Source organism: Rhizobium sp. Rhizsp42 (assembly GCF_047304155.1).
Classification (GTDB): Bacteria; Pseudomonadota; Alphaproteobacteria; order Rhizobiales; family Rhizobiaceae; genus Rhizobium.
This window is the reverse complement of sequence record NZ_JBGLYS010000044.1, coordinates 18,815-42,552: the sequence shown is the minus strand read 5'-3', so window position 1 is coordinate 42,552 and position 23,738 is coordinate 18,815. Positions and strand designations below refer to the sequence as shown.

25 protein-coding genes and 3 pseudogenes are annotated in these 23,738 nt (G+C 60.1%); 7 read left to right on the top strand and 21 right to left on the bottom strand.

The window, feature by feature from the left end; genetic code table 11:
- Nucleotides 1-65: 65 nt before the first annotated feature.
- From ACCD05_RS28045 to ACCD05_RS28030, 4 genes and pseudogenes are all read right to left on the bottom strand, one after another.
- The gene (locus tag ACCD05_RS28045) at nucleotides 66-1,283 is read right to left on the bottom strand and encodes an arsenic transporter (protein ID WP_413396836.1); all 1,218 of its coding nucleotides are present in this window, start codon (nucleotides 1,281-1,283) and stop codon (nucleotides 66-68) included.
- A 19-nt stretch (nucleotides 1,284-1,302) separates the two neighbouring features.
- The gene (locus tag ACCD05_RS28040) at nucleotides 1,303-2,103 is read right to left on the bottom strand and encodes an efflux RND transporter permease subunit (protein WP_413396834.1); all 801 of its coding nucleotides are present in this window, start codon (nucleotides 2,101-2,103) and stop codon (nucleotides 1,303-1,305) included.
- An 89-nt stretch (nucleotides 2,104-2,192) separates the two neighbouring features.
- Nucleotides 2,193-3,143 (bottom strand): annotated as a pseudogene (locus ACCD05_RS28035) (efflux RND transporter permease subunit); the annotation flags it as partial.
- 236 nt (nucleotides 3,144-3,379) lie between these two features.
- Nucleotides 3,380-3,880, bottom strand: a complete 501-nt coding sequence (locus ACCD05_RS28030; RefSeq protein WP_112436322.1) for a hypothetical protein — start codon at nucleotides 3,878-3,880, stop codon at nucleotides 3,380-3,382.
- Nucleotides 3,881-4,017: 137 nt separating this feature from the next.
- Between ACCD05_RS28030 and ACCD05_RS28025 the strand changes: the two genes are divergently transcribed.
- The 3 genes from ACCD05_RS28025 to ACCD05_RS28015 all read left to right on the top strand — a co-directional run bounded on the left by ACCD05_RS28025 (nucleotide 4,018) and on the right by ACCD05_RS28015 (nucleotide 6,581).
- Nucleotides 4,018-4,683 (top strand): response regulator transcription factor, encoded by a 666-nt coding sequence (locus ACCD05_RS28025; RefSeq protein WP_111564790.1) that lies wholly within the window; start codon nucleotides 4,018-4,020, stop codon nucleotides 4,681-4,683.
- Nucleotides 4,680-6,044 (top strand): sensor histidine kinase, encoded by a 1,365-nt coding sequence (locus ACCD05_RS28020; RefSeq protein ID WP_112436323.1) that lies wholly within the window; start codon nucleotides 4,680-4,682, stop codon nucleotides 6,042-6,044. Before ACCD05_RS28025 ends, ACCD05_RS28020 begins: the two co-directional genes overlap by 4 nt.
- Nucleotides 6,045-6,263: 219 nt before the next feature.
- Entirely contained in the window at nucleotides 6,264-6,581 is a 318-nt protein-coding gene (locus ACCD05_RS28015) for a hypothetical protein (RefSeq protein WP_112436324.1), read from the top strand.
- Nucleotides 6,582-6,674: 93 nt separating this feature from the next.
- On the opposite strand, the gene ACCD05_RS28010 is transcribed toward ACCD05_RS28015, so the two are convergent.
- Nucleotides 6,675-6,869: a hypothetical protein gene (locus tag ACCD05_RS28010; protein WP_413396830.1), complete on the bottom strand. Its 195-nt coding sequence runs from the start codon at nucleotides 6,867-6,869 to the stop codon at nucleotides 6,675-6,677.
- Nucleotides 6,870-6,942: 73 nt separating this feature from the next.
- Here ACCD05_RS28010 and ACCD05_RS28005 point away from each other — a divergent pair, with 73 nt between their 5' ends.
- The gene (locus ACCD05_RS28005; RefSeq protein WP_413396828.1) at nucleotides 6,943-7,320 is read left to right on the top strand and encodes a zinc-binding dehydrogenase; all 378 of its coding nucleotides are present in this window, start codon (nucleotides 6,943-6,945) and stop codon (nucleotides 7,318-7,320) included.
- Nucleotides 7,321-7,576: 256 nt separating this feature from the next.
- On the opposite strand, the gene ehuA is transcribed toward ACCD05_RS28005, so the two are convergent.
- From ehuA to ACCD05_RS27950, 11 genes are all read right to left on the bottom strand, one after another.
- Complete coding sequence (gene ehuA / locus ACCD05_RS28000) at nucleotides 7,577-8,356, bottom strand: ectoine/hydroxyectoine ABC transporter ATP-binding protein EhuA (RefSeq protein WP_112436325.1); 780 nt, start codon at nucleotides 8,354-8,356, stop codon at nucleotides 7,577-7,579.
- Nucleotides 8,353-9,045 (bottom strand): ectoine/hydroxyectoine ABC transporter permease subunit EhuD, encoded by a 693-nt coding sequence (gene ehuD / locus ACCD05_RS27995; RefSeq protein WP_112436326.1) that lies wholly within the window; start codon nucleotides 9,043-9,045, stop codon nucleotides 8,353-8,355. The genes ehuA and ehuD overlap by 4 nt, the downstream gene beginning before the upstream one ends.
- Before the next feature lie 12 nt (nucleotides 9,046-9,057).
- Entirely contained in the window at nucleotides 9,058-9,723 is a 666-nt protein-coding gene (ehuC, locus tag ACCD05_RS27990; protein ID WP_111564786.1) for an ectoine/hydroxyectoine ABC transporter permease subunit EhuC, read from the bottom strand.
- A gap of 61 nt (nucleotides 9,724-9,784) precedes the next feature.
- A complete protein-coding gene (gene ehuB / locus ACCD05_RS27985; protein ID WP_112436327.1) occupies nucleotides 9,785-10,636 on the bottom strand; it encodes an ectoine/hydroxyectoine ABC transporter substrate-binding protein EhuB in 852 nt (283 codons plus the stop codon).
- 61 nt (nucleotides 10,637-10,697) lie between these two features.
- Nucleotides 10,698-11,714 carry a N(2)-acetyl-L-2,4-diaminobutanoate deacetylase DoeB gene (gene doeB / locus ACCD05_RS27980; RefSeq protein WP_162718130.1) on the bottom strand — a complete coding sequence of 339 codons (1,017 nt, stop codon included), beginning with the start codon at nucleotides 11,712-11,714 and terminating at the stop codon, nucleotides 10,698-10,700.
- A gap of 4 nt (nucleotides 11,715-11,718) precedes the next feature.
- On the bottom strand, nucleotides 11,719-12,897 hold the full coding sequence (gene doeA, locus ACCD05_RS27975; RefSeq protein ID WP_112436328.1) for an ectoine hydrolase DoeA: 1,179 nt from the start codon (nucleotides 12,895-12,897) through the stop codon (nucleotides 11,719-11,721).
- Nucleotides 12,894-13,907, bottom strand: coding sequence for an ectoine utilization protein EutC (gene eutC, locus ACCD05_RS27970; RefSeq protein WP_111564783.1), 1,014 nt, complete (start codon nucleotides 13,905-13,907; stop codon nucleotides 12,894-12,896). The genes doeA and eutC overlap by 4 nt, the downstream gene beginning before the upstream one ends.
- Nucleotides 13,904-14,917, bottom strand: coding sequence for a hydroxyectoine utilization dehydratase EutB (gene eutB, locus ACCD05_RS27965; protein WP_162718131.1), 1,014 nt, complete (start codon nucleotides 14,915-14,917; stop codon nucleotides 13,904-13,906). The genes eutC and eutB overlap by 4 nt, the downstream gene beginning before the upstream one ends.
- 69 nt (nucleotides 14,918-14,986) lie before the next feature.
- Nucleotides 14,987-16,435: a PLP-dependent aminotransferase family protein gene (locus ACCD05_RS27960; protein ID WP_112436330.1), complete on the bottom strand. Its 1,449-nt coding sequence runs from the start codon at nucleotides 16,433-16,435 to the stop codon at nucleotides 14,987-14,989.
- Between the two features lie 155 nt (nucleotides 16,436-16,590).
- Nucleotides 16,591-17,994 (bottom strand): aspartate aminotransferase family protein, encoded by a 1,404-nt coding sequence (locus ACCD05_RS27955; protein WP_112436331.1) that lies wholly within the window; start codon nucleotides 17,992-17,994, stop codon nucleotides 16,591-16,593.
- Between the two features lie 14 nt (nucleotides 17,995-18,008).
- Nucleotides 18,009-19,487, bottom strand: a complete 1,479-nt coding sequence (locus tag ACCD05_RS27950) for an NAD-dependent succinate-semialdehyde dehydrogenase (RefSeq protein ID WP_111564780.1) — start codon at nucleotides 19,485-19,487, stop codon at nucleotides 18,009-18,011.
- A gap of 121 nt (nucleotides 19,488-19,608) precedes the next feature.
- On the opposite strand from ACCD05_RS27950, the gene ACCD05_RS27945 reads away from it, so the two are divergent.
- Nucleotides 19,609-20,076 carry an Lrp/AsnC family transcriptional regulator gene (locus tag ACCD05_RS27945; protein WP_111564779.1) on the top strand — a complete coding sequence of 156 codons (468 nt, stop codon included), beginning with the start codon at nucleotides 19,609-19,611 and terminating at the stop codon, nucleotides 20,074-20,076.
- Here ACCD05_RS27945 and ACCD05_RS27940 read toward each other — a convergent pair.
- The 3 genes and pseudogenes from ACCD05_RS27940 to ACCD05_RS27930 all read right to left on the bottom strand — a co-directional run bounded on the left by ACCD05_RS27940 (nucleotide 19,989) and on the right by ACCD05_RS27930 (nucleotide 21,687).
- Nucleotides 19,989-20,432 (bottom strand): carbonic anhydrase, encoded by a 444-nt coding sequence (locus ACCD05_RS27940; protein ID WP_283193905.1) that lies wholly within the window; start codon nucleotides 20,430-20,432, stop codon nucleotides 19,989-19,991. The two genes, ACCD05_RS27945 and ACCD05_RS27940, sit on opposite strands and share 88 nt — an antisense overlap.
- A 25-nt stretch (nucleotides 20,433-20,457) precedes the next feature.
- A pseudogene (locus tag ACCD05_RS27935) lies at nucleotides 20,458-20,780 on the bottom strand (AtaL-like protein).
- A 37-nt stretch (nucleotides 20,781-20,817) separates the two neighbouring features.
- Nucleotides 20,818-21,687 (bottom strand): NmrA/HSCARG family protein, encoded by an 870-nt coding sequence (locus ACCD05_RS27930; RefSeq protein ID WP_112436333.1) that lies wholly within the window; start codon nucleotides 21,685-21,687, stop codon nucleotides 20,818-20,820.
- A 105-nt stretch (nucleotides 21,688-21,792) separates the two neighbouring features.
- Between ACCD05_RS27930 and ACCD05_RS27925 the strand changes: the two genes are divergently transcribed.
- Nucleotides 21,793-22,683, top strand: a complete 891-nt coding sequence (locus tag ACCD05_RS27925) for a LysR family transcriptional regulator (RefSeq protein WP_112436334.1) — start codon at nucleotides 21,793-21,795, stop codon at nucleotides 22,681-22,683.
- 37 nt (nucleotides 22,684-22,720) lie between these two features.
- On the opposite strand, the pseudogene ACCD05_RS27920 reads toward ACCD05_RS27925, so the two are convergent.
- Nucleotides 22,721-22,865, bottom strand: a pseudogene (locus ACCD05_RS27920) (SDR family oxidoreductase); the annotation flags it as partial.
- A gap of 32 nt (nucleotides 22,866-22,897) precedes the next feature.
- Here ACCD05_RS27920 and ACCD05_RS27915 point away from each other — a divergent pair.
- Nucleotides 22,898-23,134 carry a hypothetical protein gene (locus tag ACCD05_RS27915; RefSeq protein ID WP_283193537.1) on the top strand — a complete coding sequence of 79 codons (237 nt, stop codon included), beginning with the start codon at nucleotides 22,898-22,900 and terminating at the stop codon, nucleotides 23,132-23,134.
- 22 nt (nucleotides 23,135-23,156) lie between these two features.
- Here the strand turns inward: ACCD05_RS27915 and ACCD05_RS27910 are convergent, their stop codons facing one another.
- A complete protein-coding gene (locus ACCD05_RS27910) occupies nucleotides 23,157-23,717 on the bottom strand; it encodes a hypothetical protein (protein WP_413396838.1) in 561 nt (186 codons plus the stop codon).
- Nucleotides 23,718-23,738 lie beyond the last annotated feature (21 nt).

Sequence of the window (23,738 nt, the reverse complement as noted above, 5' to 3'; positions counted from 1 at the left end):
AACGGATGGCCCGCGCAGGATATCGACGCTCTGATGCCGTGGAACTTCCAGTCGAGCGTGGTCGGCTAACCGCTTACGAAGCATCCGATTTTCAGGAATGACAGCGCGCTCACGTGGACCCCTTCGCGTCTGAGAGCCGCCAGCCACAAAATTGTCGCAAGGGATCCCGTTACCGAAAGGTTGGGTCCGAGATCAACGCCGATAAGAACCGCGCCCGCCACCCGATCGGAAACGTGCGCTAGGCCAACGGCACTACCGGCGAACAGCCCCGCGGGAAGGTTGTTGACGACATTCGATAACAACGCCACGCTAACCCCTGCGACTGCAATTGCTCGTGTTTCGGAATGAGCACTCAGGGTTTGTAACGTCTGTGCGAGCATCGCTGTTACGCCTGTCTGGTTGATGGCCTCCACGACAACAAACAGACCCGCGACCAGTGGTATAACACTCCAACTAATCTCACGGATGATGTGAATTGGACTTTGCCGGACAACGGAAAGAACAATCAGCGTTGTGATTGTGCCGGCAATGAAGGTGGGAATGCCCAAGTCCAGATGGGCGCAGGACGCCCCCAGAAGGACGATGGCGGTAATGACCAGCCCTGCGCCGGCGACGAGAGCCGGTAGCGAAAGATCGGGGCGGGGAATGTCGATGGCCAACGTCTCGCAAGAGAGCGCCTTACGCTGGGTAAGGTAAAGGGCCACAAATGTCGTGATGATCGCTCCGATCGAAGGCGCAAGGAACGTTGTCATCCAGCGACCCAGCGATGGCATCTCGCCGCCGGCGAAAATAACCAGGTTCGCCGGATTCGAGATCGGCAAGACGAAGCTTGCGGCGTTGGCGATAAACGCGCAGATCAGCAGATAGGGGAGAGGGTTGTCGACCTTGGCCGCACGGCAGGCGGCGTACACTGCGGGCGTCAGCACTACCGCCGTCGCGTCATTAGACAACAGCGCTGTGACGATGATGCCAACTCCGTAAACTAGGAAGAACAGCTTTTTTGCAGAACCGTCCGCGCAAGAAGTGGCGATAGCCGCAACCCAACCGAACAGGCCTTCCTTGCGCGCAAGTTCTGAGAGCAACATCATCCCGATCAGGAAAAGATAGACGTCGGTCCCCTTCGTGACGCCCGTCCAAACCTCCTCAGGCGTAAGAATTCCAAGCGCAAGGATCAAGCCTGCGCCTGCGACAGCCCATATCGCCTCGGGAAGCCGGAAAGGGCGCACGACGACACCAGCTGCCGTCGCGGCCGCGATTGCAAACGTATAGACCGATGGGTTCATCTTGTTTCCGATTCGAGTTTCAGGCCGCTTTCTGGACGGGGGTCTGGTCGGGGTGGGGCTTGTTCGTTCGGCGGAGGCCGTCAAGCAAGAGGTAAATGACCGGGGTCGTATAAAGGGTAAGCAATTGGCTGACCAGCAGGCCGCCGACAATTGCGTATCCGAGCGGCTGCCTCAGTTCAGATCCCGCTCCATGCCCAATGGCAAGCGGCCGCCCCCCAAGCAGAGCCGCCATCGTGGTCATGAGGATCGGTCGAAAACGCATTTCCGCCGCTTGGACAATTGCCTCCTCACTCCTAAAGTCATCCCGCTCGGACTGTATGGGAAAATCAACGAGCATGATGCCATTCTTTTTGACGATCCCGATCAGCAGAATGACTCCAATCATCGCAACCAGCCCAAAATCAAACCCCGCCACATTCAGAGCGAGCAAAGCTCCGAGACCAGCGGATGGGAGTGTGGAGAGGATGGTGAGCGGGTGGATCAGGCTTTCATAGAGAACGCCAAGAATGATGTAGACGACGATGAGTGATGCAAGGATCAGGAGCGGCACGGTTCCGAGGGAATCCTTGAATGCTTTGGCGCTTCCCGAAGAACTCGTCTGTAACGAGGCCGGCGGATGCATTTCGGCCACCGCGGCTTCGATTGCCTTTGTGGCCTCTCCCAGAGCGACATTGGAAGCAAGATTGAACGAGATCGTGACGGATGGGGACTGATCCTGGTGAGAGATGGAGACGGGTGAAGCGCCATCTGTCGACCATTTAGCGACGACGGAAAGCGGTACCGGCGTGCCGTTGCTTGCTCGAACTGAGAGCCGGTCCAATGTCGCGATGTCGCGATGTCGCGCTGCAGGCTCGGAAGGACCTCGAGGATGACCCGGAACGTGTCGGTCTGGGTCGAATAAGACGCCACCTGACGTTGCCCAAAGGCGTCATAAAGCGTGTCGTCGATCGTTGAGGGAAGCACGCCGTAAAGGGTGGCGGCCGCGCGATCGATTTTGATCGAGAGGTTGGGCGCCTTCGCCTGCTGATCACTGCCGACGTCGTGCGATTCCTCGGGGCTTTGAAGTCGGCTCGTTATTTTCGACGCCCATTCGCCAAGCTCGGCGATATCGCCGTCCTGCAGGGTGAACTGGTATTGGGTCTTGGCCGGCCGCGCGCCGATATTGATATCCTGGGCGGATTGCATGAAGAGCTTGATGCCCTGCTGGGCGTTGAGCGCGGTCCCAGGCCGGTCAATGACTTGCTTGGCGCTCGCATCGCGCTCTACAAGCGGTTTCAGAGTAATGTTGACGTGGCCCTGGTTGAGAGCATTGCCACCATTGCCGCCGCCGATATCCATGAAGACCGAATAGACCGCGGGATCTTTCATGATGATGGCGCTGACGCGCTCCTCCAGCTTTGCCATTTCGGCAAAAGAAATGTCGGGCGAAGCCTGAGACAATCCGCCGATGAAACCGGTATCCTGTTCGGGGAAAAAGCCCTTGGGAACGATGAAAAATAGATACGCTGTCGTGGCAAGGGTGGCGATGAACAAGGCAAGCGTCAGCAGGCGATGACGGATGAAGGGAATTAGTGATCTGATATAGGCCGCCGTCAGTCTCTCGAAAAACAGCTCGCCCGCGCGGTAGAACCATCCTTGTTGCGATCGCTCGATCGGGCGAATGAATTTCGAGGCCAGCATCGGCGTCAGCGCAAGCGAAAATAGCGCGGATATGATTATGGCAATCGTCAGCGTCAAAGCGAATTCGCGAAATAGTCGTCCGACTGGGCAGAGGTGAGCTTGCCCGTCGCGGCAAGCGGTTGAACCAGATGCTTGATCATGCCCGCTTCTCCGTGAAAGTTGCCGAGTAACGCGCGCCATCGACTTTAGTTTCAATCATACGCGCTACTCCCTTAGACCTGAGCCACCGATGCAATTTATCGAGCGCGTCAGCGTTCGGTCCCGCCATGTGACTGTAGGAAGGCGACGGCCTACCAGAGACAACGATTGACAGGCTAACGGCCCTCAATGTGGAAGCTGGAGACCACGTTAAAAGAAACGTCCTCTCCGGCTCCCCCAAACTTGTTAATTAAGGCAGTGCTGAGCACGAGAGCCGACTACGGCTTCATATGACGCAAGGCCTCTTCCATGGGGCCACCATGCGGCCGAGGGCCGGGCGGGGGGCGTAGCGCGTCGGTCTTCCCATCTCCATGCACGATATAGCTCGCGTGTACAAATCCGTCTTCAAACCTGCCCTGGACGCTGACGGGTTCGCCGACCGCGACGAGCTTCCCATCATCCCCGGCAGATCCGGTCTCGATCAGCGCTCGGCCGCTGTCGTCCTGCACGATGAACTTGTTGCCATAGACTTCTGCAACATTGCCCTTGATCGTTACGATGCTGCGACCATCTTTGAGGCTGGTGATTACGACGGGGGCAAGTGGCGCCATTTCGATGCTTGGTCTGGTGAGTTTCATCGCTGTTGCACCGCCTGCCGCGCCGACTGCCAGGACGGCGAAAGCCGAGATGGCGAACGCGGCAAAGTGTTTCGTAGGCCGTTTGCGGGGGCGGGGCTTGTGGTCGGGGTGAGCTTCCGGAGTGTTGTCTTCGATGGACATCGCGGTGTCTCCTGTTGGTTTCGACAGGCTGACGATACGACCGTCGGTCCACACACAGACTGAATGGCGCGGTTCAGTTTCAGTTAAGCGAGTGCGCCCTAGTTCATAGTCAGATCACACAGAACACTCGGGTGCCTATGAGAATACTTCTTGTCGAGGATGATGCTGATCTTTCCCACCGAATTGCAGCCAGCCTGCGATTGGAGAACTTCGTCGTTGATGTGGCCCGAAACGGCGAAGACGGAGAGCATGCCGGGCTCACGGAAATATTCGACGCGTCCGTCTTGGATCTTGGCCTTCCGAAGATTGACGGGGTCACGGTTTTGAAATCGTGGCGCGATGCCGGGCGTACACTCCCTGTGCTCGTGCTGACAGCCCGTGACGGCTGGCCGGACAAGGTGGCGGCGTTCAAGGCAGGGGCGGACGATTTCCTGACGAAGCCGTTCCGGATCGAGGAACTCGTCCTTCGACTGCGCGCGCTCGTTCGACGCTCGGCAGGCCATGCGGCGTCCGTCATCACCTGCGGCGACTTATCGTTCGATGCCCAACTCGGAACATTCGAACTCGCAGGACTACCGTTGAAGCTGACCGCGTTCGAGTGGAGGGTGCTTTCTTGCCTGATGCTCCGCAAGGAGGTCATCGTTGACCGGAGAGAACTGATTGAACGGGTATACGAGGGCGACGCCGAGGTTGATTCCAACTCGATCGAAGTCATCATTGCGCGGCTTCGACGGAAGATTGGCACCGACAGGATCGAGACGGAACGTGGACGTGGCTACATGCTGACGGCAGGCGCGAAATGATTTCGTCGCGGATACGAAAGCCAACGACGATCGCGGGGCGTCTCATCGCCTTCTCCCTGGTCTATGCCACTGCAGCGTTGGTTGTTGCGTCCGCTGTCCTTGGGCTGATCGTTGCCAATGTAGTGAGGGATCAGGTCGACCAGCGGCTAAGTGTCCAAATCGAAGCTGTCAGGAACGCCATGAAGATCGGCGCAGACGGTTCGCTTGGCGTCGACGGCAATCTCGACGGCCCTCCATTCGATCGCCCCGGCTCCGGGTGGTATTGGCAGGTGACTGCTGCTGGAAAGCGGGTGACATCTCGTTCCCTTGCCGGAGCAAGCCTGTCGAACCCTCCTAAACCATTCGAATGGCGGAGCCTGATGACTGCAACCCCACGCGCTGGAGACGGGCGGGGCAACCGAGGGCAAGCGCTGCATTTCCTCACCTCGCAATCGTTCGCAGACGGAGAGCAGGTCGAGATCATTGCCACCGCGCCGCGCTCGGCTCTTATCAGGCCAATTATGCGATCGCTGTTGCTTCTCGTTCCGGCGATGTTTGTCCTTGGAGGTCTTCTTATCGCTGGTATCCTGCTTCAGGTGCGTTACGGTCTCGCGCCGCTCAGAACACTGGCCGAGAAGGTTGCCGACGTTTCCTCCGGCCAGGCAGGAGGGCTCGATCAGCCCCAGGCGGAAGAGCTGCGGCCACTCGTCGGGGAAATCAATCGTTTGGTCGATCAGAACCAAAAGCGGCTCGCGGAGACGAGGCTTCAGTTCGCGAACATGGCACATGGCCTAAAGACACCTGTAGCAAGTCTCTACCTCGCACTGAACGATAACGCCGACCCGACTGGCGAGGCACGGCTACAGGTGGACCGGATCGACCGTCAGATCAAGCACCACCTGGGGAGAGCCAGAGCAGGAGTGTCGGCAGCGGGCTTGGCTCCCACCACTCAGCTCCGCCAGAATATCGATGATATCGTAGCCATGATGCAAAAGCTCTACGTGGACAGGAAGCTCGCGACCACGATCGACGTGGAGCAGACTCTGAGCGTTGCGTGTGCGCCGGAGGACGTTGACGAGATCGTTGGAGCAATTGTTGACAATGCATTCAAGTGGGCGAGATCGTCTGTCTGGATCCTTGGCAAGGCCGAAAACGGCGAGATTGCTATTGTGATCGAGGATGATGGTCCTGGCATCGAAAGGGAGGACATCACTGAAGTTGGGAAGGCAGGTGTGCGCCTAGATGAGACTGTACCGGGAGACGGTTTTGGCTTGTCGATAGCCAATGAGGTTTCGAAGCTTTATGGCGGCCGCGTCACGCTCAAGACCCGGTCCGGAGGAGGCCTGTCGGCGACCGTCGCGCTACCGAAAGCGCCGGGCTGAGTTCCGGGAAGCTAGGCATTGATCTCACAGGCACCCAGGAGCTTGGGACCGGTTCTATATGAGAACATCGCTGCCAATCACCTCCACGTTTTACGCGGGGACGTCATGGTGGGGTCAACGTAGCAAGCCGTCACCGCCGAATTCTTCCCATCGGAGGACTGTGAACGCGTCCTGGTCACGCTTATACGGGGACCTCGGCCATGGCGTGTCTCGATCTTCTTGATTGGCGGGCTCACGCCGCGTTATCTGATCGAGAAGAAGCCGCCGGAGATTCTCGCACACGCAGGTACCGGCGATGTCGATGTCGTCATACAGCTCCACATGCTAGCGGATACCGACGCCTATCACACGCTTGAAGATAATTTTAAGCTCGGTTTCGAGCGCGGAACTAACAGCGCGGGTAAACCCGTTTCCTGGCGCTGGGAGATCAAGGCTGACGCGAAAACCAAGGCCATTCTCGAACTGCTCGCCGATGACCCTGAAAAGTCGGCGGCAAGGTCATGGTGTTGCCGACAGATTGCAATGTCTCGGCGCTGAATATACACCACTCCGGCATCGTCTCGACCACCACGAGACGAAGGAAATTACTGCGGAGCTCATGGGCGAAAATGGAGTTGCGACCGGTACGCTTCACCGCGCGGACCTCGTCGCCTTCACCTGGAGAAGCGCGCGAAGGCCGAAGCACTGGTTGCGGATGTCTCGGTCGATTACACCAAGCCAGACTAGGCTGACGATGTTCGCCTGATCAGCGATGGGCGAGGCGTCGACATCGGTCTCGAGACGGCGGAGGGCGACACCTGAACCAGGCACTTGATGTAATGGCATCGTTCGGCCTCAAGATTTTTCCGGCCGGTCCAGTGGAAAGACCGCGCTGGTTGACCCCTGGCGGCTTACGTCGATGAACCATAGCGTGGTCGGCTTCTACATTGGTGCCGACCTGGCAAATGCTGACTTGCTGATGGCGGCCATTGGTGAACTGATTGGCTTCGTGGCGAGCGGTCAGGTCAAGATCCAGGTCGGCACGGTACTCCCATTGTCGCGGGCCGCTGAAGCGCACCGCCTGCTTGAAGGTCGCCAGACCACTGGAAAGGTGGTGCTTCAGCCCTGGGCGCACCGCCTGACATTGGAAGCGCCGTGGAGGTCTGACCGCCGCGCTTGCGCTCCCGAAGGTGCCAGTATGCGCTCGGCTCTTGATCATCTCATGTGCCAGTCAACCGACCGAATGAAAGCGCAAAGCGGCCGTGGCGACGCCAGCCTTCACCTGTACCGGTTATGAACCGTCAACGCTACCCGCGCCATCCTCTAAGCAACCAAATTTTTGCCCACGTACTGTAGCGTCACATCAAGACGATCCGCCCTACATGAACCTGTTCTCCCGCCACCGTCGGCCATCATCTGCCTGTGCACAGACGTCTGATAATTGCCTTGGGCTGCGCGGTACCTAGTCATCTTCAACGGGACATTGTCAGGCAGACAAGTTAGGTTGTCATGCCGAAAATTCGCTTCTGCCCTCCGCCCGTTGGGTTTCCGTGTTATCCTAGAACCGATGACAGAAATTCGCGCGTCCGCTCCCTTTGGGGCGCGCCGAATATCTCCTCGGGCGCTCCCTGTTCGCAGATCCGGCCCTTGTCGAAAAAGCAGACCCGATCCGAAACTTCCCGAGCAAAACGCATTTCATGGGTGACGAGCAGCATCGTTAGGTCGTGCTCATGGGCAAGGCCGCGGATCACCGAGAGCACTTCGCCAACGAGTTGCGGATCGAGCGCCGATGTCGGCTCATCGAAGAGAAGCACCCGCGGGCGCATCGCCAGCGCACGGGCGATCGCCACGCGCTGCTGCTGACCGCCGGAGAGCTGCGAGGGATAAAAGTCCTTCTTGTCGGCAAGACCCACCATGTCAAGAAGTTGTAGCGCGCGCGCCTCCGCTTCTGCGCGGGCAATACCGAGCACCCGCAGCGGCGCCTCGACGACATTGCGCAGGACTGTCATGTGAGGGAAAAGGTTGAAGCTCTGGAACACCATCCCAACATGGTTGCGGATCTGGCGCAGATGGCTTTCCGTGGCCTTGAAAGGGCCTTTGCCATTCGGTTCATGATAAGACATGTTCTGTAACGTCAGCTTCCCATCCTGAAACGGTTCGAGCGTCATCAGGATGCGCAGGACGGTCGATTTTCCCGACCCGGACGGTCCGATCAGCGTCACCTTTTCGCCCTTCCGGACAATGAAATTGAAGTCGTCGAGCACCGTCAGGTGGCCGAAGCGCTTGGCGACGTTGGAAAATTCGATGATGGGCGGATTGTTGTTCTCAGTCATCGCAAGGGGATTCCTGCTTTCGGAAGAGCTTTCTGCAGCCGGTGGAGACCGGCCGAGCAGATCAGCGTCAGGAGGAGGAAGATCAGGCCGACAAGCGTCAGCGGCACGAGATATTCGAAGGTGCGTTCGCCGATCATGTTGGCAAGGCCCATCATTTCCATGACGGTGACAACGGAAAGGACCGGCGTTTCCTTGATCATGGCGACGAGATAATTGCCCATGGCGGGGACGATCCGCGGGATGGCCTGCGGAATGATAATGTCGCGGTAGGCCTGCATGCGGCTCAGATTGAGCGCCGTTGCCGCTTCCCACTGGCCGCGGGCCACGGCCTCGATGCCGCCGCGATAGACCTCGGATGTGTAGGCGGCATATTGCAGGCCAAGGGCGATGGCGCCCGTCAGGAAGGCCGGAAGCACGACGCCGAAGTCGGGCAGCACGTAATAGAGAAAGAACAGCTGCACCAGAAGCGGCGTGTCGCGCAGGAACTCAACGATGAAGGCGGTGGTCCAGGAGATCGCGATCACGCGGCTGCGGCGCAGCAGCGCGAAGACGAGGCCGAGCACGAGCGCGATGGCAAAGCCTGCCGCCGCTGCCTTCAACGTCACGGTCAAGCCGATCAGGATGATCGGCAGGATCGAGCTTGTATAGGTGAGCCAGGTCGTCGTATCCCATTCGTATCCATACATCATGTGGTCATATCCTCACGAACGGGGCATCTGCGGGAAGGCATGTCCTCGCCGCGCGAAACGCTCGATCAGCCGGATCGCCACCGTCAGCACCAGCGACATGGCGAAGTAGCAGAGGAGCGTGATCGAATAGATGCTCGCGCTATCCAGCGTGATGTTGCGGATCGACTGGGCCGCGAAAGTGAGATCGGCAATCGATATCAGCGACACGAGCGAGGAGAGCTTGAGGGTCTCGATCGCCAGATTGCCGAAGGCCGGCATCATCTCCACGATCGCCTGCGGCAGCGAGATGCGAAACAGCGTCTGGAAGCGGCTGAAATTCAAGGCGCGGGCGGCCTCCAGCTGCTGCACGGAAACGGATGACAGCGCCCCGCGCACGATCTCGGCGCCATATCCGCCGGCGTGGGCCGCCAGCACCAAGATGCCGGTGGTGATCGGATCGAAGCTCAGGCCGACGAGCGGCAGCGCGTAGTAAAACCAGAAAAGCTGAACGAAGAGCGAGGTCCCGCGGAACACCTCTGTGTAACACAGCGCGACAGCCGAGAGGATCGGTCCTCCCTCGACGCGCAGGATGCCGAAGATAAAAGCGAGCATCGCGCCGACGGCAATGGACGCCAGCGTGATCGTCATCGTGATGAATGCGCCATGCCAGAGCATCGGCAGGTAGGCTGTCCAGTTCATACGGAAGTCTCCTGATCGTTAGGAGCGGCGCCCGACCGATGGGATCGGGCGCCTTCTGCCGTTACTTGCCGGCGCAGAGGTCATCGACCTTCTTGTCGGCGGCAGCAGCGATACTCTGTTCGGACAGGCCGTATTTGGTGAGGATCGCCTTGTACTCATCCGTCGTGCGGAACTTGACGAGGGCGGCGTTGAAGGCGTCGCGCAGTTCCTTGTCTTCCGGGCGGAAGGCAAAGCCACCATAATTGCGAACCGGCGCATCCTTGACGATCGGGTCCGTGAACGGCGCGACCTGCTCGACCTGGGCCTGGCCCTTGGCGAGCGCCGCGACAGTCAATTCGGTCGCGGCATAGGCGTCGGTGCGGCTCTGCACGGTCGGGATAGCATCGGCATTGGCCGGAATGAAGACGATCTGCTCATCCTTGACACCGACGGCGCGCAGGAAGTCGACATTGTTGGCACCGGAGACTACGGCCACCGTCAGCGACTGGTCCTTGGCGATGTCGGCATAGGTCTTCAAGCCCTTCGGATTGCCCTTCTTAACGAGCAGGCCTTCGCCATAGGACGAGTTCGGCTCCGTGAAGGCGACCTGCTTGCAGCGCTCCGGCGAGATGTTCTGCTCGGCCGCGGCAAAGTCGAAACGCTTTGCCTTGAGGCCTGGGATCAGCGTGCCGAACGGCGTCACCGTCCAGTTGATCTCCTCGATCCCCATGGATTTCAGCACCGCGCTAGCGACATCGGGACCGATGCCGGCAGAGGTGCCGTCGGGCTGCATGTAGGAATAGGGCACTTCATTGGCGGTCGCGGCGCGGATGTAACCCTGCTGCTTGACCTCCTCGAGTGTCAGTGCGCTGGCAGACGTTACGCCCATCATCAGTGCAAGGGCGGAAAGGCCGGCGATTGTCTTGATTGGCATGCGAATTCTCCTCTGGTTAGGGTTTTCCTGTCCGTTTTCGGATCTCGCGGGGTCTCTTCGGTTAGGTCTCCTCCGTGAACGTCGCGATCACGGAAAGGCAGTCGCCGGCCTTGATCAGGCCGGGTACGTGGCGAGCCGCGAGCACGCCATCCATCGCGGCGCGGTACTCGATTGGCGCAATGCCGGTTTTGCCGACAGGGTAGACGCGGGCGATGACCTCGCCTCTCCTGACCGGGTCGCCGAGATCGGCGGCGAAGGCGATCAGTCCCTCATCCTGGGCAAAGGTGAAGCAGTCGCTCGATGGCATATCCAACCAACGAGTGGGCGCGGCATTCGGTTCACCCGAAAGAATCCCGGCATGCCGCAGCAAGTTGAGGCTGCCCTTGCGGGCAATCTCGATTGACCGCGCCGTGGCCGTCCCGGCACCGCCAAGTTCGGTGGTGACGAAGACCTTGCCCATTTCCTCGACGGTCGTATCGAGCATGCCGACAGCATCGATCTCCAGCATCTTCATCGAAAACGGTGCCGCGAAGGCGGCGACGGCGTCGAAGCAGCGCGCTTCCTGGTCTTTGTCCGGTAGCTCGTGGGCCGCTGCATAGGGCAGGAAATCCAGTGTCCTGCCGCCGGAATGGAAGTCGAGCACGATATCGGCGAGTGGTATCACATGGCGCGTGACGTAGTCGGCGATCTTCTCCGTCACCGTGCCATCCGGACGGCCCGGAAAGCTGCGGTTCAGGTTTCCCCGATCGATCGGCGAGGTCCGGGTTCCAGCACGAAACGCGGGATAATTGAGCGCCGGGACGATGATGACGCGTCCGTTAATCTCGGCGGGATCAAGCGTCTGTGCCAGTTCGAAGAGTGCCGCCGGCCCCTCATACTCGTCGCCGTGATTGGCCCCGGTCAGGAGCGCGGTCGGGCCTTCGCCATTGGCAATGACGCATATCGGGATCATCACCGAGCCCCAGGCGCTGTCATCGCGGCTATAGGGCAGGCGCAGATGTCCGTGCTGCACACCCTTGGCGTCGAAATCGACGGAAGGGTTGATCGGCGAGGGACGGAGCGCGGCGCTGGTCAGCATTGCATCACCCCTTCACGAAAAGCTGTCGAGGCACATTCGACAGGCATTCGACGCCGGTTTCTGTGATCGCGATGCTCTCGGTGATCTCCAGCCCCATATCCTCAAGCCAGAGACCGGTCATGAAGTGGAAGGTCATGCCGGTCTTCAGTTCCGTCCGGTCGCCGGGGCGCAGGCTCATGGTGCGCTCGCCCCAGTCCGGTGGATAGGAGAGCCCGATCGGGTAACCGGTGCGGTTGTCCTTGATGATCCCGTATTTCTTAAGCACCGCAAAGAAGGCGTTTGCGATGTCCTCGCACCTGTTGCCCGGTTTGGCCGCGGCAAGACCGGCTTCCATGCCTTCGAGGGTCGCCTTTTCGGCATCGAGAAAGGCCTTCGTCGGCTTGCCGAGAAAGACGGTGCGCGACAGCGGGCAGTGATAACGCTTGTAGGCGCCGGCGATCTCGAAGAACGTGCCCTCGCCGATGCGCATCGGTTTGTCGTCCCAGGTGAGGTGGGGCGCGGAAGCATCGGCGCCCGACGGAAGAAGCGGCACGATTGCCGGATAGTCGCCGCCGAAATCCGGCGTTCCCCTGATGCCCGCGTCATAGATCTCGGCGACGAGATCGCATTTGCGCATGCCGGGTTCGACGACATCGACGATGCGCTTGTGCATCAGTTCGACGATCCTGCCGGCCTTGCGCATATAGTCGAGTTCGGTCGGGCTCTTGACAGCACGCTGCCAGTTCACGAGGCCGGCTGCGTCCTTGAAGCGGGCATTCGGCAGGTTCTTCTGCAGCGAGGCGTAGGCTGCCGCCGAGAAGTAGTAGTTGTCCATCTCGACGCCGAAAGTGAGGCCCGACCATTTGTGCTCGTCGAAGATCTGCGAGAGCAAATCCATCGGGTGTCGCTCGGTCGATTGCACATAGTTGTCCGGGTAGCCGATGATATTGTCGTGGTTCAGGTAAGCGGTGCGCCTGGCGCCGTTGGCATCCTGCTTGCGGCCATACCAGATCGGCTCGCCGGATGGCGGCACCAGCACGCATTGATGCACATAGAAGGACCAGCCATCGTAGCCGGTGAGCCAGTGCATGTTGGACGGGTCGGTGACGACGAGCAGATCGATCCCGGCCTTTTCCATGGCGTGACGGGTTTTGGACAGGCGCTCGGCATATTCCTCACGCGTAAAGTTCAGCGTCACGCTCATGCGGCATCTCCCATTTCTCTCTTGTTCTCGATTACCTGACCGCTGCCCGCCGCTGCTGCACGACTTACGGCCAGATTGGCGATCGCGGTGTCCTGAACGCCGGTCCCGGTCAGGTCGGCAAAGGTTATGTCCCCGGCGCTGACGCGGCCCTTCGCCGTGCCGGCGATAACCGCACCGAGCTCGGCGAATTGCTGTTGTGGCGTCGCGGAGCCCGCCTCGATCGCGTGGTGCAACTCGCCAACGATGCGGGTCTGCGACAGGCGGTCGGCAATGTAGGTGGCGCGGACGAAGACGGCGGGATCAATCTCGTTCTTGTGTTCGGAATCCGAACCCATCGCCGTCAGATGCTGGCCGGGTTCCAGCCAATCGGCCATCAGGATGGGCTTTTCGGTCGGTGTGGTGGTGACGACGATGTCGCTGCCGCGTGTCGCCTCGCGCGGATCGGGGAGGGCGGCAACGGCGATGCCGAATTGCCTCGCGCATTCGGCCGCGAGCTTCGCCGCCTTGGCTTGATCACGCGCCCAGATGCGCGCTGATTTGATCGGGCGCACCAGCATCAGCGCCTGGAGCTGCAGCCGGGCCTGCATGCCGGCACCGAAGATCGTGGCGACTGAGGCGTCCTCGCGCGACAGATGCCGGGCGGCGACCGCACCGGCTGCGGCGGTGCGCACGTCAGTGAGGTAACCGTTGTCGAGAAGCAGGGCTTCAACCAAGCCCGTGTTAACGCTGAACAGGATCATCAACCCGTTGAGGCTCGGCAGACCGAGCTTGGGGTTGTCGAAGAAACCGGGGCTGACCTTGATCGCGAAGCAATCAAAACCCGGCACATAGGCCATCTTGACGTCGACTTCACCACGGAATTCGGGAATGTCGAGCCGCAGGATCGGCGGCATCGCGACCGGCTGCGTCGCGAGCGCCAGGAAGGCCTGCTCGATGTAGTTGATGGCCGAGATATCAAGGCTGACGACGGCGCGCAGGTCCCGTTCCGTCAGGATGCGAATGCGGCTCATGTAGCACCTCCCTCGATGATATCCCGGTGAACCCTGGCGTCGATATTGCTACCCGAGAGGACGACGACAGTGGGGCCGGTGAGTTCCACTTTGCCTGCGAGAATGGCGGCAATGCCGACCGCTCCGGCGCCCTCGACGATCTCGCCCTCTTCGCGCGAAGCGTGGCGAATGCCTGCGGCGATCTCGTCTTCGGTCAGCAGGACGATGTCGTCGAGCAGATCGCGGCAGAGCGGGAAGGTCACCCGGTTCGAAAGGCCGATGCCGCCACCAAGCGAATCCGCCAGCGTTTCCTCCTCGCGCACCGCAACGGGCCTGCTGGCGGCGATTGATGCGTGCATCGCCGCGCCACGTTCCATCGATATACCGATGATCCGCGCCCGCGGCTTAAGCGCTTTGACCGCGACTGCGATGCCGCCCGCCAATCCGCCGCCGGAAAGGGGGATAAGCACGGTTGCGAGATCGGGCAGGTCCTCGACGATTTCGAGGCCGATCGTGCCCTGACCAGCAACGACATCAGCATGATCAAACGGCGGGATCGGCGTCAGGCCGCGGCTTTCGACCAGCCGCTCGACCTCATCTTGCGCATCATCCTGCGACACGCCGACGATAAGGATTTCGGCGCCGAGCGCCCTGATGGCATCGACCTTGTTGGCCGGCACCAGCGATGACATGCAGACTGTTGCGGGGATACCGAGCGCGCGTGCCGCATAGGCGACGGCGCGGCCGTGATTGCCGGTCGAAGCGGTGACAAGGCCGCGCGCGCGGGCCGCAGGGTTGAGCGCGAGAACGGCATTCGTCGCGCCGCGCAGCTTAAAGGCGCCGATCGGCTGGTGGGTCTCGAGCTTCAGATGAACGGGCTGGCGAGCCCGCCTGGAGAGAGAAGCGGAGTGAACAAGTGGCGTGCGTGTCACTCGGCCACGGATGCGATCGGCAGCGCGCGAGATCTCAGCCAGGCTGACTGGCAGCGTCTCGTTCTCTATTGATCTAGGCTCGCTCTTCATGATTGTCATGTTGAGAGCGAAGTAAAATCATGTCAATTATTATATTGTAATGATTCAATGATTGTACTGAACCGGACATCACCCGATGGAACCGACGTCGTAGACGGGCGGTAATTGCTCGAAGGCCCGGCGCACCGTTGTTAGCGCTTTCCGGAGGGTCGTGTGGCTCATTCGCCCGCCGAGACAAATTCGGATGCCGCCGCCATGGCCGGGGCCGGCGATGAAAGGCTCCGACGGCGTGACCGCGACATTCTGGTTGGCTAGCGAGCGCACTAGGCCGTCTTCGGTCCAGTGTTGCGGCACTTTCAGCCAGGCGCAGAGCGAAAGCGGGTGGCTGGAGGCGAAATGGTCGCCGAGGATCTCGGCGGCGATGCCTTGGCGCGCGCGCGCCTCATCGCGCTGTATCGCCAGCAATTCCTGCGCCGTGCCATTCTCGACCCAGCGCGTGGCGATCTCGGCGGTCAGATAAGTGCCGCTCCAGCTGGATACACGCAGGATTGAGGCGGCGCGGATGGAATAGGCCGGCGGGACGACGAGGTAGCCGACCCGCAGGCCGGTCAGCACGGTCTTGGTGAAGCTTGTGGCGAAGAAACCGAGATCGGGCAGCAGCTCGGTGATCGAGGGCAGATCCTCCTCCATCATCGGTCTGTAAACCTCATCCTCGATGACGAAGATGCTGTATCGTTGCGCGATTTCGGCGATCGCGCGCCGGCGCTCGGTACCGGCGACATGGCTGGTCGGGTTGTTGAGCGTGGGAATGAGCACCAGCGCCCTCACGCTTCCCACGGCGCAGGCGGCTTCCAGCGCGTCGGGCAAAATACCCTCGGCATCGGTCGGCAATCCTTTCAGGCTGAAGCCGAGGATATTGGAGAGCCCTATGATGCCGTGATCGGTGAGGTTTTCGCACAGCACGACATCGCCGGAGCGGATGACGCAGCTCAGTGCGAGAAAGATGCTGTGCGCCGCCCCGTTTGTCACGATAATGCGCTCGACGCCGGCGCTGACACCCATCGGCTGCAGCCAGAGCCGTGCGGTTTCGCGATGCCGGTCGAGCCCAGCGATCGGCCGGCAAGGGCGCATGAAGCTCGCGATATCGCTCTCGGCAAGCTCGCGAAAAATCTCGCGCGAAGCGTCCTCATGCGCATCGAGATAGACGGCGCGGATGATTGAAAGGTCGAGTATCTCGTTCTGGCTGTGGTCGAGCATCATCCGGCCCGCGCGGTCCGTCACGCGCGCCTTGACGAAGGTCCCGCGGCCGATCTCGCCGCTGAGATAGCCGAGCCTTTCCGCCTCCTTGTAAGAGAGGCTGACGGTCTGCACGGAAAGGCCGAGTTCGCGCGCCAGATCGCGATGCGTCGGCATCCGATCCATTGGTTTGAGAATGCCGGAATCGATATCGGCGATGATCCGTTCGGTCAGAGCCGCGTGCTTCGTCTCGCCCTTCTGCTTCGCCACGCTCGGCCGCCAGATAACCGGTTTTGTCGCGGGAGTCGGATCGGTAGCGAAGGGATTGGCTTGGCGGCGCATGAATTGTCTCGTTTTTGAGGTGATAATTTCATGACATTATGCATGCTTCCTCTAGAAAGTTGAAGCCTTATGCATCGCGAGCCGCCATTGCCTCGGGAATAATCCAAAGACGCTGTTGCCGGGCGAAGTTCGTCTCGCCGGCAATCATGCTTTCCTCAGATCGTCTCGCCTGCACGAACCAATTCGTCCATGACGGAGCGGACGGCGGATTCGGCGATGGCAACGATCTCATCGACTTCTTCTTTGGTCGTGACAAGCGGTGGTGCGAAACCCAAGATGTCGCCATGCGGCATGGCACGGGCAATGAGCCCGCGACTGCGCGCGGCCTTCGAGATTCGCGCGCCAACAGTAAGGCCGGGTGCAAAACGTATTTTCTTTTCCCGGTCGGCCACAAATTCGATGGCGCCCATCAAGCCGACACCGCGGACTTCACCGACGATCGGAAGTTGAGCGAATCTGGCCTTTAGTTGCGCTTGGAAATAGGTGCCGACCGTGCGCGCATTGCCCGGTAGATCCTCTTTCTCCACGATGTCGAGAACGGCATTGGCCGCTGCTGCGCCAATCGGATGGCCGGAATAGGTGTAACCATGCGAGAAAGCGCCGACGCGGTCGGCCCCTTCTTCCATCACCTTGTAGACCTTCTCGCCGACGATGGCCCCCGATAGCGGGAAGTAGGCCGAGGTGAGGCCTTTGGCGATGGTGATCAAATCGGGTTCGATACCGTAGTGCTGTGATCCGAACATTGACCCGGTTCGCCCAAAACCGGTGATGACTTCGTCTGCGATCAGCAGGATATCGTATTTCCGCAGGACCTTCTGCACTTCGTCCCAATAGCCCTGCGGCGGGGGAGTGATGCCGCCGGTGCCAAGCACCGGCTCGGCGATGAAGGCACCGATCGTGTCGGGATCTTCGCGCAGGATCAAGGCTTCGAGCTCATCGGCACGGCGCTTGGAAAATTCGATTTCCGTCTCGCCGGCTTCCGCGCCCCAATAGTGATGCGGCACGCCGGTGTGGAGAATGCCCGCACGCGGTAGGTCCATGTGGTCATGGTAAAAACTCATGCCGGTCATCGAGCCGGAAACCACGCTGCAACCGTGATAGCCGCGTTCGCGGGAGATGATCTTCTTCTTGTTCGGTTTACCGCGCAGGTTGTTGTAGTACCAGACAAGCTTTGCCTGCGTTTCGTTGGCATCGGAACCCGACATGCCGTAGAACACCTTGCTCATCTTGCCCGGCGCCATTCTCACCAGTCTATCGGAGAGGATCGCGAGCTCATCCGTCGTGTGAGCGGCGTAAGTATGGTAATAGGCGAGGCGATAGGCTTGGCGCGAGATGGCTTCGGCGACCTCGGTGCGGCCATAGCCGACATTGACGCAGTAGAGGCCGGCGAAACCGTCGATCAGCTGCGTGCCGTTGGCATCCTGGATCCGGATGCCCTTGCCGGTTTCGACGATCGTCGGATCGCCGAGCTTGCCGCTTGCGAAATCCTTGAGCTGCGTGAAGGGATGCAGGACCGAGTTGCGGTCCATCGTGGCGATCTGGTTAACGTTGGTGGTCATAACGGCGGGTCCTTTCATGCGGCGAGATTGCCGAAGCAGACATATTTTGCTTCGAGATATTCTAGGAGGCCGTGGCGCGAGCCTTCGCGACCAAGGCCGGATTGCTTCCAGCCACCGAAGGGTATCGGGGCGCCGGTGAATTTCGGCGTGTTGACGGCAATCATGCCGTATTCAAGTCGATCGGTGAGGCGCATCGCCCTGCCAAGATCGTTGGTGTAGAGATAGGCCGCCAGCCCCATTTCGGTGGCATTGGCACGGGAGAGTACCTCCTCCTCGTCATCGAACGCCAGTATGGCTGCGACCGGGCCGAAGGTCTCCTCGCGGGCAATCAGCATTTCGTCCGTGACGTCGGCAAGCACGGTTGGCATTACGAAATTGCCACCGAGTGGACTGTCCTGCCCGCCGCACACGAGACGTGCACCGGCCGAGAGCGCCTGGGCGATCTGCTGACGGCATTTCTCTGCAACAGTCAGCCGCGTCATCGGCCCGATCTTGGTGGCGGGTTCAAGACCGTGGCCGACCTTAAGCTCTCGGGTCGCCTTCGCAAAGGCATCCACAAACCGATCGTGGTTGCCGCGCTGGACGTATATCCTGTTGGCGGCGAGGCAATCCTGTCCCGACGTGGCGAATTTGGCGCCGATACAGCCCTTTACGGCCTTGGAAAATTCGGCGTCGTCAAACAGGATGAACGGTGCATGGCCGCCAAGTTCCAACGAGGCTTTCTTCACGGTGGCCGACGACTGGCTGAGCAGGATGCGCCCGACTTCCGTCGAACCGGTGAAGGAAAACGCCCGCACATCCGTGTGTTCCAGCAGGCGGCGGGCAAGCGGCGCGGCTTCGCCTGTGATAACCTGAAAGACGCCGGCCGGCATTCCAGCCTCTTGGGCAAGTTTTGCCAAGGCGAGCGCTGAAAGCGGCGTTTCGGGAGCAGGCTTGACGATCATGGTGCAGCCAGCCGCCAGCGCGGCGCCCGCCTTGCGCGTGATCATGGCGCAGGGAAAGTTCCATGGCGTGATCGCCACGGTAACGCCGATCGGCTGCATCTGGACCGAAAGCCGGCTGCCTGGCAGGTGGCTCGGAAACGTTTCGCCATAGGCACGCTCGGCTTCGCCGGCAAACCATTCGAGGAAACTTGCGGCATAGGAAATTTCGCCGAGTGACTCCGCCAGCGGCTTGCCCTGTTCGGTCGTCATGATGATGGCGAGATCCTGGGCGTTGTCGCGCATCAGCCCGCCCCACGTGCGTAGGATCCGACCGCGTGCAACGGGGAGTTTGTCACGCCAGTCGACAAAGGCGTTTCTCGCAGCATCGACGGCGGCATCGGCATCTTCGAGCGAGCAAGCCGCGACTTCTGCGAACTGCTCACCGGTTGCCGGATCAATGACGTACAGGGTCTCTCCACGCGCAGCCCACGCGCCGTTCAGAAAGGCCCGGCGTTCGATCAGATCGGGTCGTTTCAAGTTTTTCAGCGCGGTATTGGCAAGGCCTTTCATGCGAAGCTCCAATAAGATGTTTACAAAGAGACTAACCTCTCGCCATGATCGATTGCCTGCATTGATGTCAGCCCGGATGCAGGAATCATGCTTATATTGGTGCTGATCGCAGGATTTCCGCATGCTAACGCTTGATCGAGCCGACAGGGCACTCCTCGATGCCGTCCAGAAGAACAACCGCTTGACCTCGGAAGAGTTGGCAAAGATCATCAATCTCTCGCCGACGGCTTGCCAGCGCCGTCTGAAGCGATTGCGTGAGGAAGGGGTGATCGAGGCGGACGTATCGATCGTCTCACCCAAGGCGGCCGGTCGTGGGATTACAATGATCGTCCTTGTCTCGCTTGAGCGCGAACGGGCCGATATCGTTGATCGTTTCAAGGCGGCGATCCGCGCCACCCGAGAAGTGATGATCGGCTATTACGTAACGGGCGATGCCGATTTCATCTTGGTGATAACGGCGAAGGACATGGAGGACTACGAAGCCTTCACGCGCAGGTTCTTCTATGAGAACCACGATATCAAAGGGTTCAAGACCATGGTCGTGATGGATCGAGTGAAAGCTGGTTTTGCGTTCCCGATGGACGAGTGATCGGCGCCGGCATGGATGGGTTGAATTAGGGCATGAGACAGTTTCCGCCCTAGAAACTTCATCGTTGCAACGCGCCTGGCTTGATATTTGATGGCTTGGACCTCGGGATTGTCCGCAAGGGAAACGAAGGCGCCCCTGCTGCCGTCGAAAGCTTCGATAAGCCCGCTCGCGATGTCGTAAATCCAGCCATGGAGGGTGACGCGCCCTTCTGCGAGGGCGAACCGTACCGACGGGTGGGGCTGGATGTTGGCGAGCTGAGCGATGACATTTTCACGCACCATCGACGCAACCTTGGCGGTTTCGTCCTTGTGCTGCCGGGCCTCGTTCACGACACGGGCGGAGTCTGCATAACGCAGGATCCGCTTGAAGGCCAGTGCGTGATCAGAGCTTGCCTTCTGCGAGCAGTTCGCGCGCCCGCTTCAGCGTCGACAGCAGCGCCGATCTGCAGCCCTCGTCGCTGTCGAACTGCGCCTGCTCGGCCCGCTCTTCCGGGCCGCCAGGCTGGTTGTCGCGCAAACCGAGATAGCAGTGGAATCAAAGCTTCAGTAAGCCGTTTCCACGACATCGCAGCGTGTGCAGAGACCGGGCGGGAGAAACAGGCGCGCATCGCGCACCTTCAGCTCCAGGCCCTTCCAGACCTGCTCCTGGGTAAGTTTTGTTTCGCCTTCGGGGTTCACCGTAACGGTTGCGGTCGAATAAATCATGATGATGTTCCTCGTTCGAGATGTGGGACGGCCTTCCTCAGAGAGAGGCCGTGGTCTCCGAGGCAAAGGCGCGATAAGAACGGAGTGGACGGCCGAGGAGCGTCGTCAGGCGCTCGACATCACCGTCCTCAGGCAGCATTCCGTCAGTCAGGAAGCGCTCGCCCATCATGCGCATGTCGTAAGCCATCCAGGCTGGCATGAACTGCTTGAGGTTCTGCTCGAATGCCGCGGTATCATCGCCGCCGTATTGGATGTGACGGCCAATTACGTCCGTCCAGATGGCGGCGATTTCCGTTCCGGTAAGCGCCGCGGGCCCGACCAGATTGAGCCGCGTGAACGGGAGTGGCTGTGCGGCCTGCTCGCGACGCAACAGCTCAAGGGCGGCGATCTCCGCGATATCTCGCGCATCAATCATGGCAAGTCCCTTGTCGCCGACGGGCATCGGGTAGACGCCGTGGCGTGTGATGACGTCCTTGATCGTCAGATCGTTTTGGATGAAGTAGGCCGGGCGTAGGATGGTGGCATGAAGGCGCATCTGCTCGATCATCCGCTCGACGCCGAACTTGCCGGCAAAGTGCGGCACGTTCACGTAAACATCGGGGTGAATGACCGACAGATAGACGATGCGTTCAATGCCAGCTGCGCGAGCCACATTAAGCGCGATCAGAGCCTGGGTGAATTCGTCCGGTGCTACAGCGTTGAGCAAGAACAGGGTGGAAACTCCGTCATAGGCGCTGTGCAGCGAGTCGACGTCGAGAAAGTCACCTTTCACGACGTCAACGCCTGCAGGGAAATTTGCCTTGGAGGGATGGCGGACGAGGGCGCGAACTTCAGCGCCGTGATTGACAAGGTGCTGGATGACTTGGCTGCCAATATTACCGGTGGCGCCGGTAACGAGAACGGTCATGGAAGAATCTCCGGGTTTGGATGCTTGACACGCCGAATATGGATGGTTCACTGATGGCTCGATAGTCCGATATTTTAGACTTGCCGTCTCACAGATGGAACGACGATGGACCTGATTGCTCTTGCTGACTTTAACCTGGTTGCCCGCCATGGAGGGTTCGGGAGAGCTGCGCGGGCCACCGGCCGGCCTAAGGCGACCCTGTCGCGGCGCGTAACCGAGCTAGAGGCTTCCCTGTCACTACGTTTGTTCGAACGTGGCGCGCGTAACCTCAAGCTTACCGAGGAAGGGCGGGCTCTTTACGAGCGAACAGCCGCGCTGCTGACCGAAGTGGACGAAACGGCGGCAGCGATTGCTTCGGGCGCTGAGACGCCGCGCGGCCGATTGCGGATCAGTGCGCCGCTTCTTCTGTCGCAAACTGCCATGGGCAAGATTGCCGCGGGCTTTGCCTTAAGACATCCGGAGGTGCGGTTGGAGATCACCGCGGAAGACCGGGCCGTCGACATGATCGAGGAGGGATATGACTTGGTGATCCGGGTTAATCCAGATCCGGACGAAACTCTTGTCGGTCGAGCTTTCCTGCGTGACCGGCTGGTCGTTGTGGCGAGCCCTGATCTTACCCGCCCTCGCGGCGAACTACCGGCCCCGGCCGTCGTGCGTGGATCCAGCAGTCCTGAGACCTGGAACTTCATGACGTCTAAGGGCCCTGAAAAGATAAGGATCGAACCGGTCCTCTCGCTGTCGTCCCTCATTATGGTTCGGGATGCTGTGCGAGCCGGCGTTGGCGCTGCACGTCTGCCGATCTCGCTGGTAGACCACGATCTGGCAGACGGGACTTTGCAACATTGGGGAGATGTCGAGGGTTCGGAGATCGCTCTATGGGCGCTTTATCCATCGCGGCGACTGCTCAGCGCCCGTGTCTCGGCATTCCTGGAATACTTGAAGCAGATTTTTCCCAACGCAACCCCCGATGAACTGGCAGCCTACATTAGTAAGTGACAACTTGGCCAGCCTGCTCCACACTTTTAATATTGGATCAGACCTGAGCCATACCCCCAGTCGACCGCTAGTTCCGCACCTGTCGTGAAACTGCTCTCGTCGCTGGCAAGGAAGAGGGCTGCCGCTGCCACCTGATCAGGTCTGCCCACACGGCCGAGAGGAATCATGTTGGCAAGCGCATCTCGAATTAGGCCGCCGCGAACCTCAAGCGCTCATGAGCACCGACACCGATCTCGAGCCAAGCCAAATCATTGCCTACTTTGTCCGTCGCTGGCAAATCGAGATGACCTTCGCAGAGACACGCGCTCATCTGGGTGTGGAGACGCAGCGCCAGTGGAGAGGTAACGCTATCCTTCGCACGACACCTTCGCTCCTCGCTATTTATAGTCTCGTGACGTTGTGGGCGGGCGACGTCCTCGGCCAAAACATGGGCCTTTATGCCGCCGGATAGGACAGGAAAACCGAGCTGACATTCACGGATGCGATGGGTGCAGTGCGCCTCGATTTATGGAGCGACGATGCTGCAGCAGCAGCTTGATGCCGGCCTGTGGCCTACGGAGCTGATGGGCGGCAAGATCGGAGAAACGCCGCTCCATGGTCAGCGAGCGGCCGAGCTTGCGCAGGAGATTGTTGAGTGGGTGCACAAGCGGGGTGAGATCCCGCAGCAACGTCCTGGTGGCGATAATCGATAGATCGTCCGACGTCTTTGTCCTGATCTGCGAAACCAGTCCCCTGATACTTCCAAGGCCGTTTTTGATCGCAAGCCCAGATGATGATGGCGATGACTGGCACGAGAACGAGAGGCGGAAAGGCGAGATTGAGGGGGATATTCTCGACAAGACCTTGTCTGAGATCGATCTTTTCGGTGACCTCAATCGTGACCGTTTATTTGGGATCGACAGCGAATAGATCCGCCAGAGCTCGCCGTGAAAGGTCTCGGAGAAGCCCGCCGCAAAGCGCGTGACCTGGGGGGAAGGCGTTGCTGCTTGCAAATGCAAGCGCTGCCCCTTTCCTGGCCCGAAACGAATGCGCATCGGCGTAATCGTCGGCATCCT

What these genes read in the sequence shown, in the direction of transcription:
- doeA (WP_112436328.1), bottom strand. Translation starts at nt 12,897, where the DNA reads ATGAGCGTGACGCTGAACTTTACGCGTGAGGAATATGCCGAGCGCCTG.
- ACCD05_RS27930 (WP_112436333.1), bottom strand. Translation starts at nt 21,687, where the DNA reads ATGACCGTTCTCGTTACCGGCGCCACCGGTAATATTGGCAGCCAAGTC.
- doeB (WP_162718130.1), bottom strand. Translation starts at nt 11,714, where the DNA reads ATGCTGACCAGCGCCGCGCTCCGTCCCTCGCCGATCAACCCTTCCGTC.
- ACCD05_RS28005 (WP_413396828.1), top strand. Translation starts at nt 6,943, where the DNA reads ATGAACCATAGCGTGGTCGGCTTCTACATTGGTGCCGACCTGGCAAAT.
- ACCD05_RS27915 (WP_283193537.1), top strand. Translation starts at nt 22,898, where the DNA reads ATGAGCACCGACACCGATCTCGAGCCAAGCCAAATCATTGCCTACTTT.
- ACCD05_RS27925 (WP_112436334.1), top strand. Translation starts at nt 21,793, where the DNA reads ATGGACCTGATTGCTCTTGCTGACTTTAACCTGGTTGCCCGCCATGGA.
- eutC (WP_111564783.1), bottom strand. Translation starts at nt 13,907, where the DNA reads ATGAGCCGCATTCGCATCCTGACGGAACGGGACCTGCGCGCCGTCGTC.
- ehuC (WP_111564786.1), bottom strand. Translation starts at nt 9,723, where the DNA reads ATGAACTGGACAGCCTACCTGCCGATGCTCTGGCATGGCGCATTCATC.
- ehuA (WP_112436325.1), bottom strand. Translation starts at nt 8,356, where the DNA reads ATGACTGAGAACAACAATCCGCCCATCATCGAATTTTCCAACGTCGCC.
- ACCD05_RS27910 (WP_413396838.1), bottom strand. Translation starts at nt 23,717, where the DNA reads ATGCGCATTCGTTTCGGGCCAGGAAAGGGGCAGCGCTTGCATTTGCAA.
- ACCD05_RS27960 (WP_112436330.1), bottom strand. Translation starts at nt 16,435, where the DNA reads ATGCGCCGCCAAGCCAATCCCTTCGCTACCGATCCGACTCCCGCGACA.
- ACCD05_RS28020 (WP_112436323.1), top strand. Translation starts at nt 4,680, where the DNA reads ATGATTTCGTCGCGGATACGAAAGCCAACGACGATCGCGGGGCGTCTC.
- ACCD05_RS27950 (WP_111564780.1), bottom strand. Translation starts at nt 19,487, where the DNA reads ATGAAAGGCCTTGCCAATACCGCGCTGAAAAACTTGAAACGACCCGAT.
- ehuD (WP_112436326.1), bottom strand. Translation starts at nt 9,045, where the DNA reads ATGATGTATGGATACGAATGGGATACGACGACCTGGCTCACCTATACA.
- ehuB (WP_112436327.1), bottom strand. Translation starts at nt 10,636, where the DNA reads ATGCCAATCAAGACAATCGCCGGCCTTTCCGCCCTTGCACTGATGATG.
- ACCD05_RS27955 (WP_112436331.1), bottom strand. Translation starts at nt 17,994, where the DNA reads ATGACCACCAACGTTAACCAGATCGCCACGATGGACCGCAACTCGGTC.
- ACCD05_RS28045 (WP_413396836.1), bottom strand. Translation starts at nt 1,283, where the DNA reads ATGAACCCATCGGTCTATACGTTTGCAATCGCGGCCGCGACGGCAGCT.
- ACCD05_RS27945 (WP_111564779.1), top strand. Translation starts at nt 19,609, where the DNA reads ATGCTAACGCTTGATCGAGCCGACAGGGCACTCCTCGATGCCGTCCAG.
- ACCD05_RS28030 (WP_112436322.1), bottom strand. Translation starts at nt 3,880, where the DNA reads ATGTCCATCGAAGACAACACTCCGGAAGCTCACCCCGACCACAAGCCC.
- ACCD05_RS28010 (WP_413396830.1), bottom strand. Translation starts at nt 6,869, where the DNA reads ATGCCATTACATCAAGTGCCTGGTTCAGGTGTCGCCCTCCGCCGTCTC.
- ACCD05_RS28025 (WP_111564790.1), top strand. Translation starts at nt 4,018, where the DNA reads ATGAGAATACTTCTTGTCGAGGATGATGCTGATCTTTCCCACCGAATT.
- eutB (WP_162718131.1), bottom strand. Translation starts at nt 14,917, where the DNA reads ATGACAATCATGAAGAGCGAGCCTAGATCAATAGAGAACGAGACGCTG.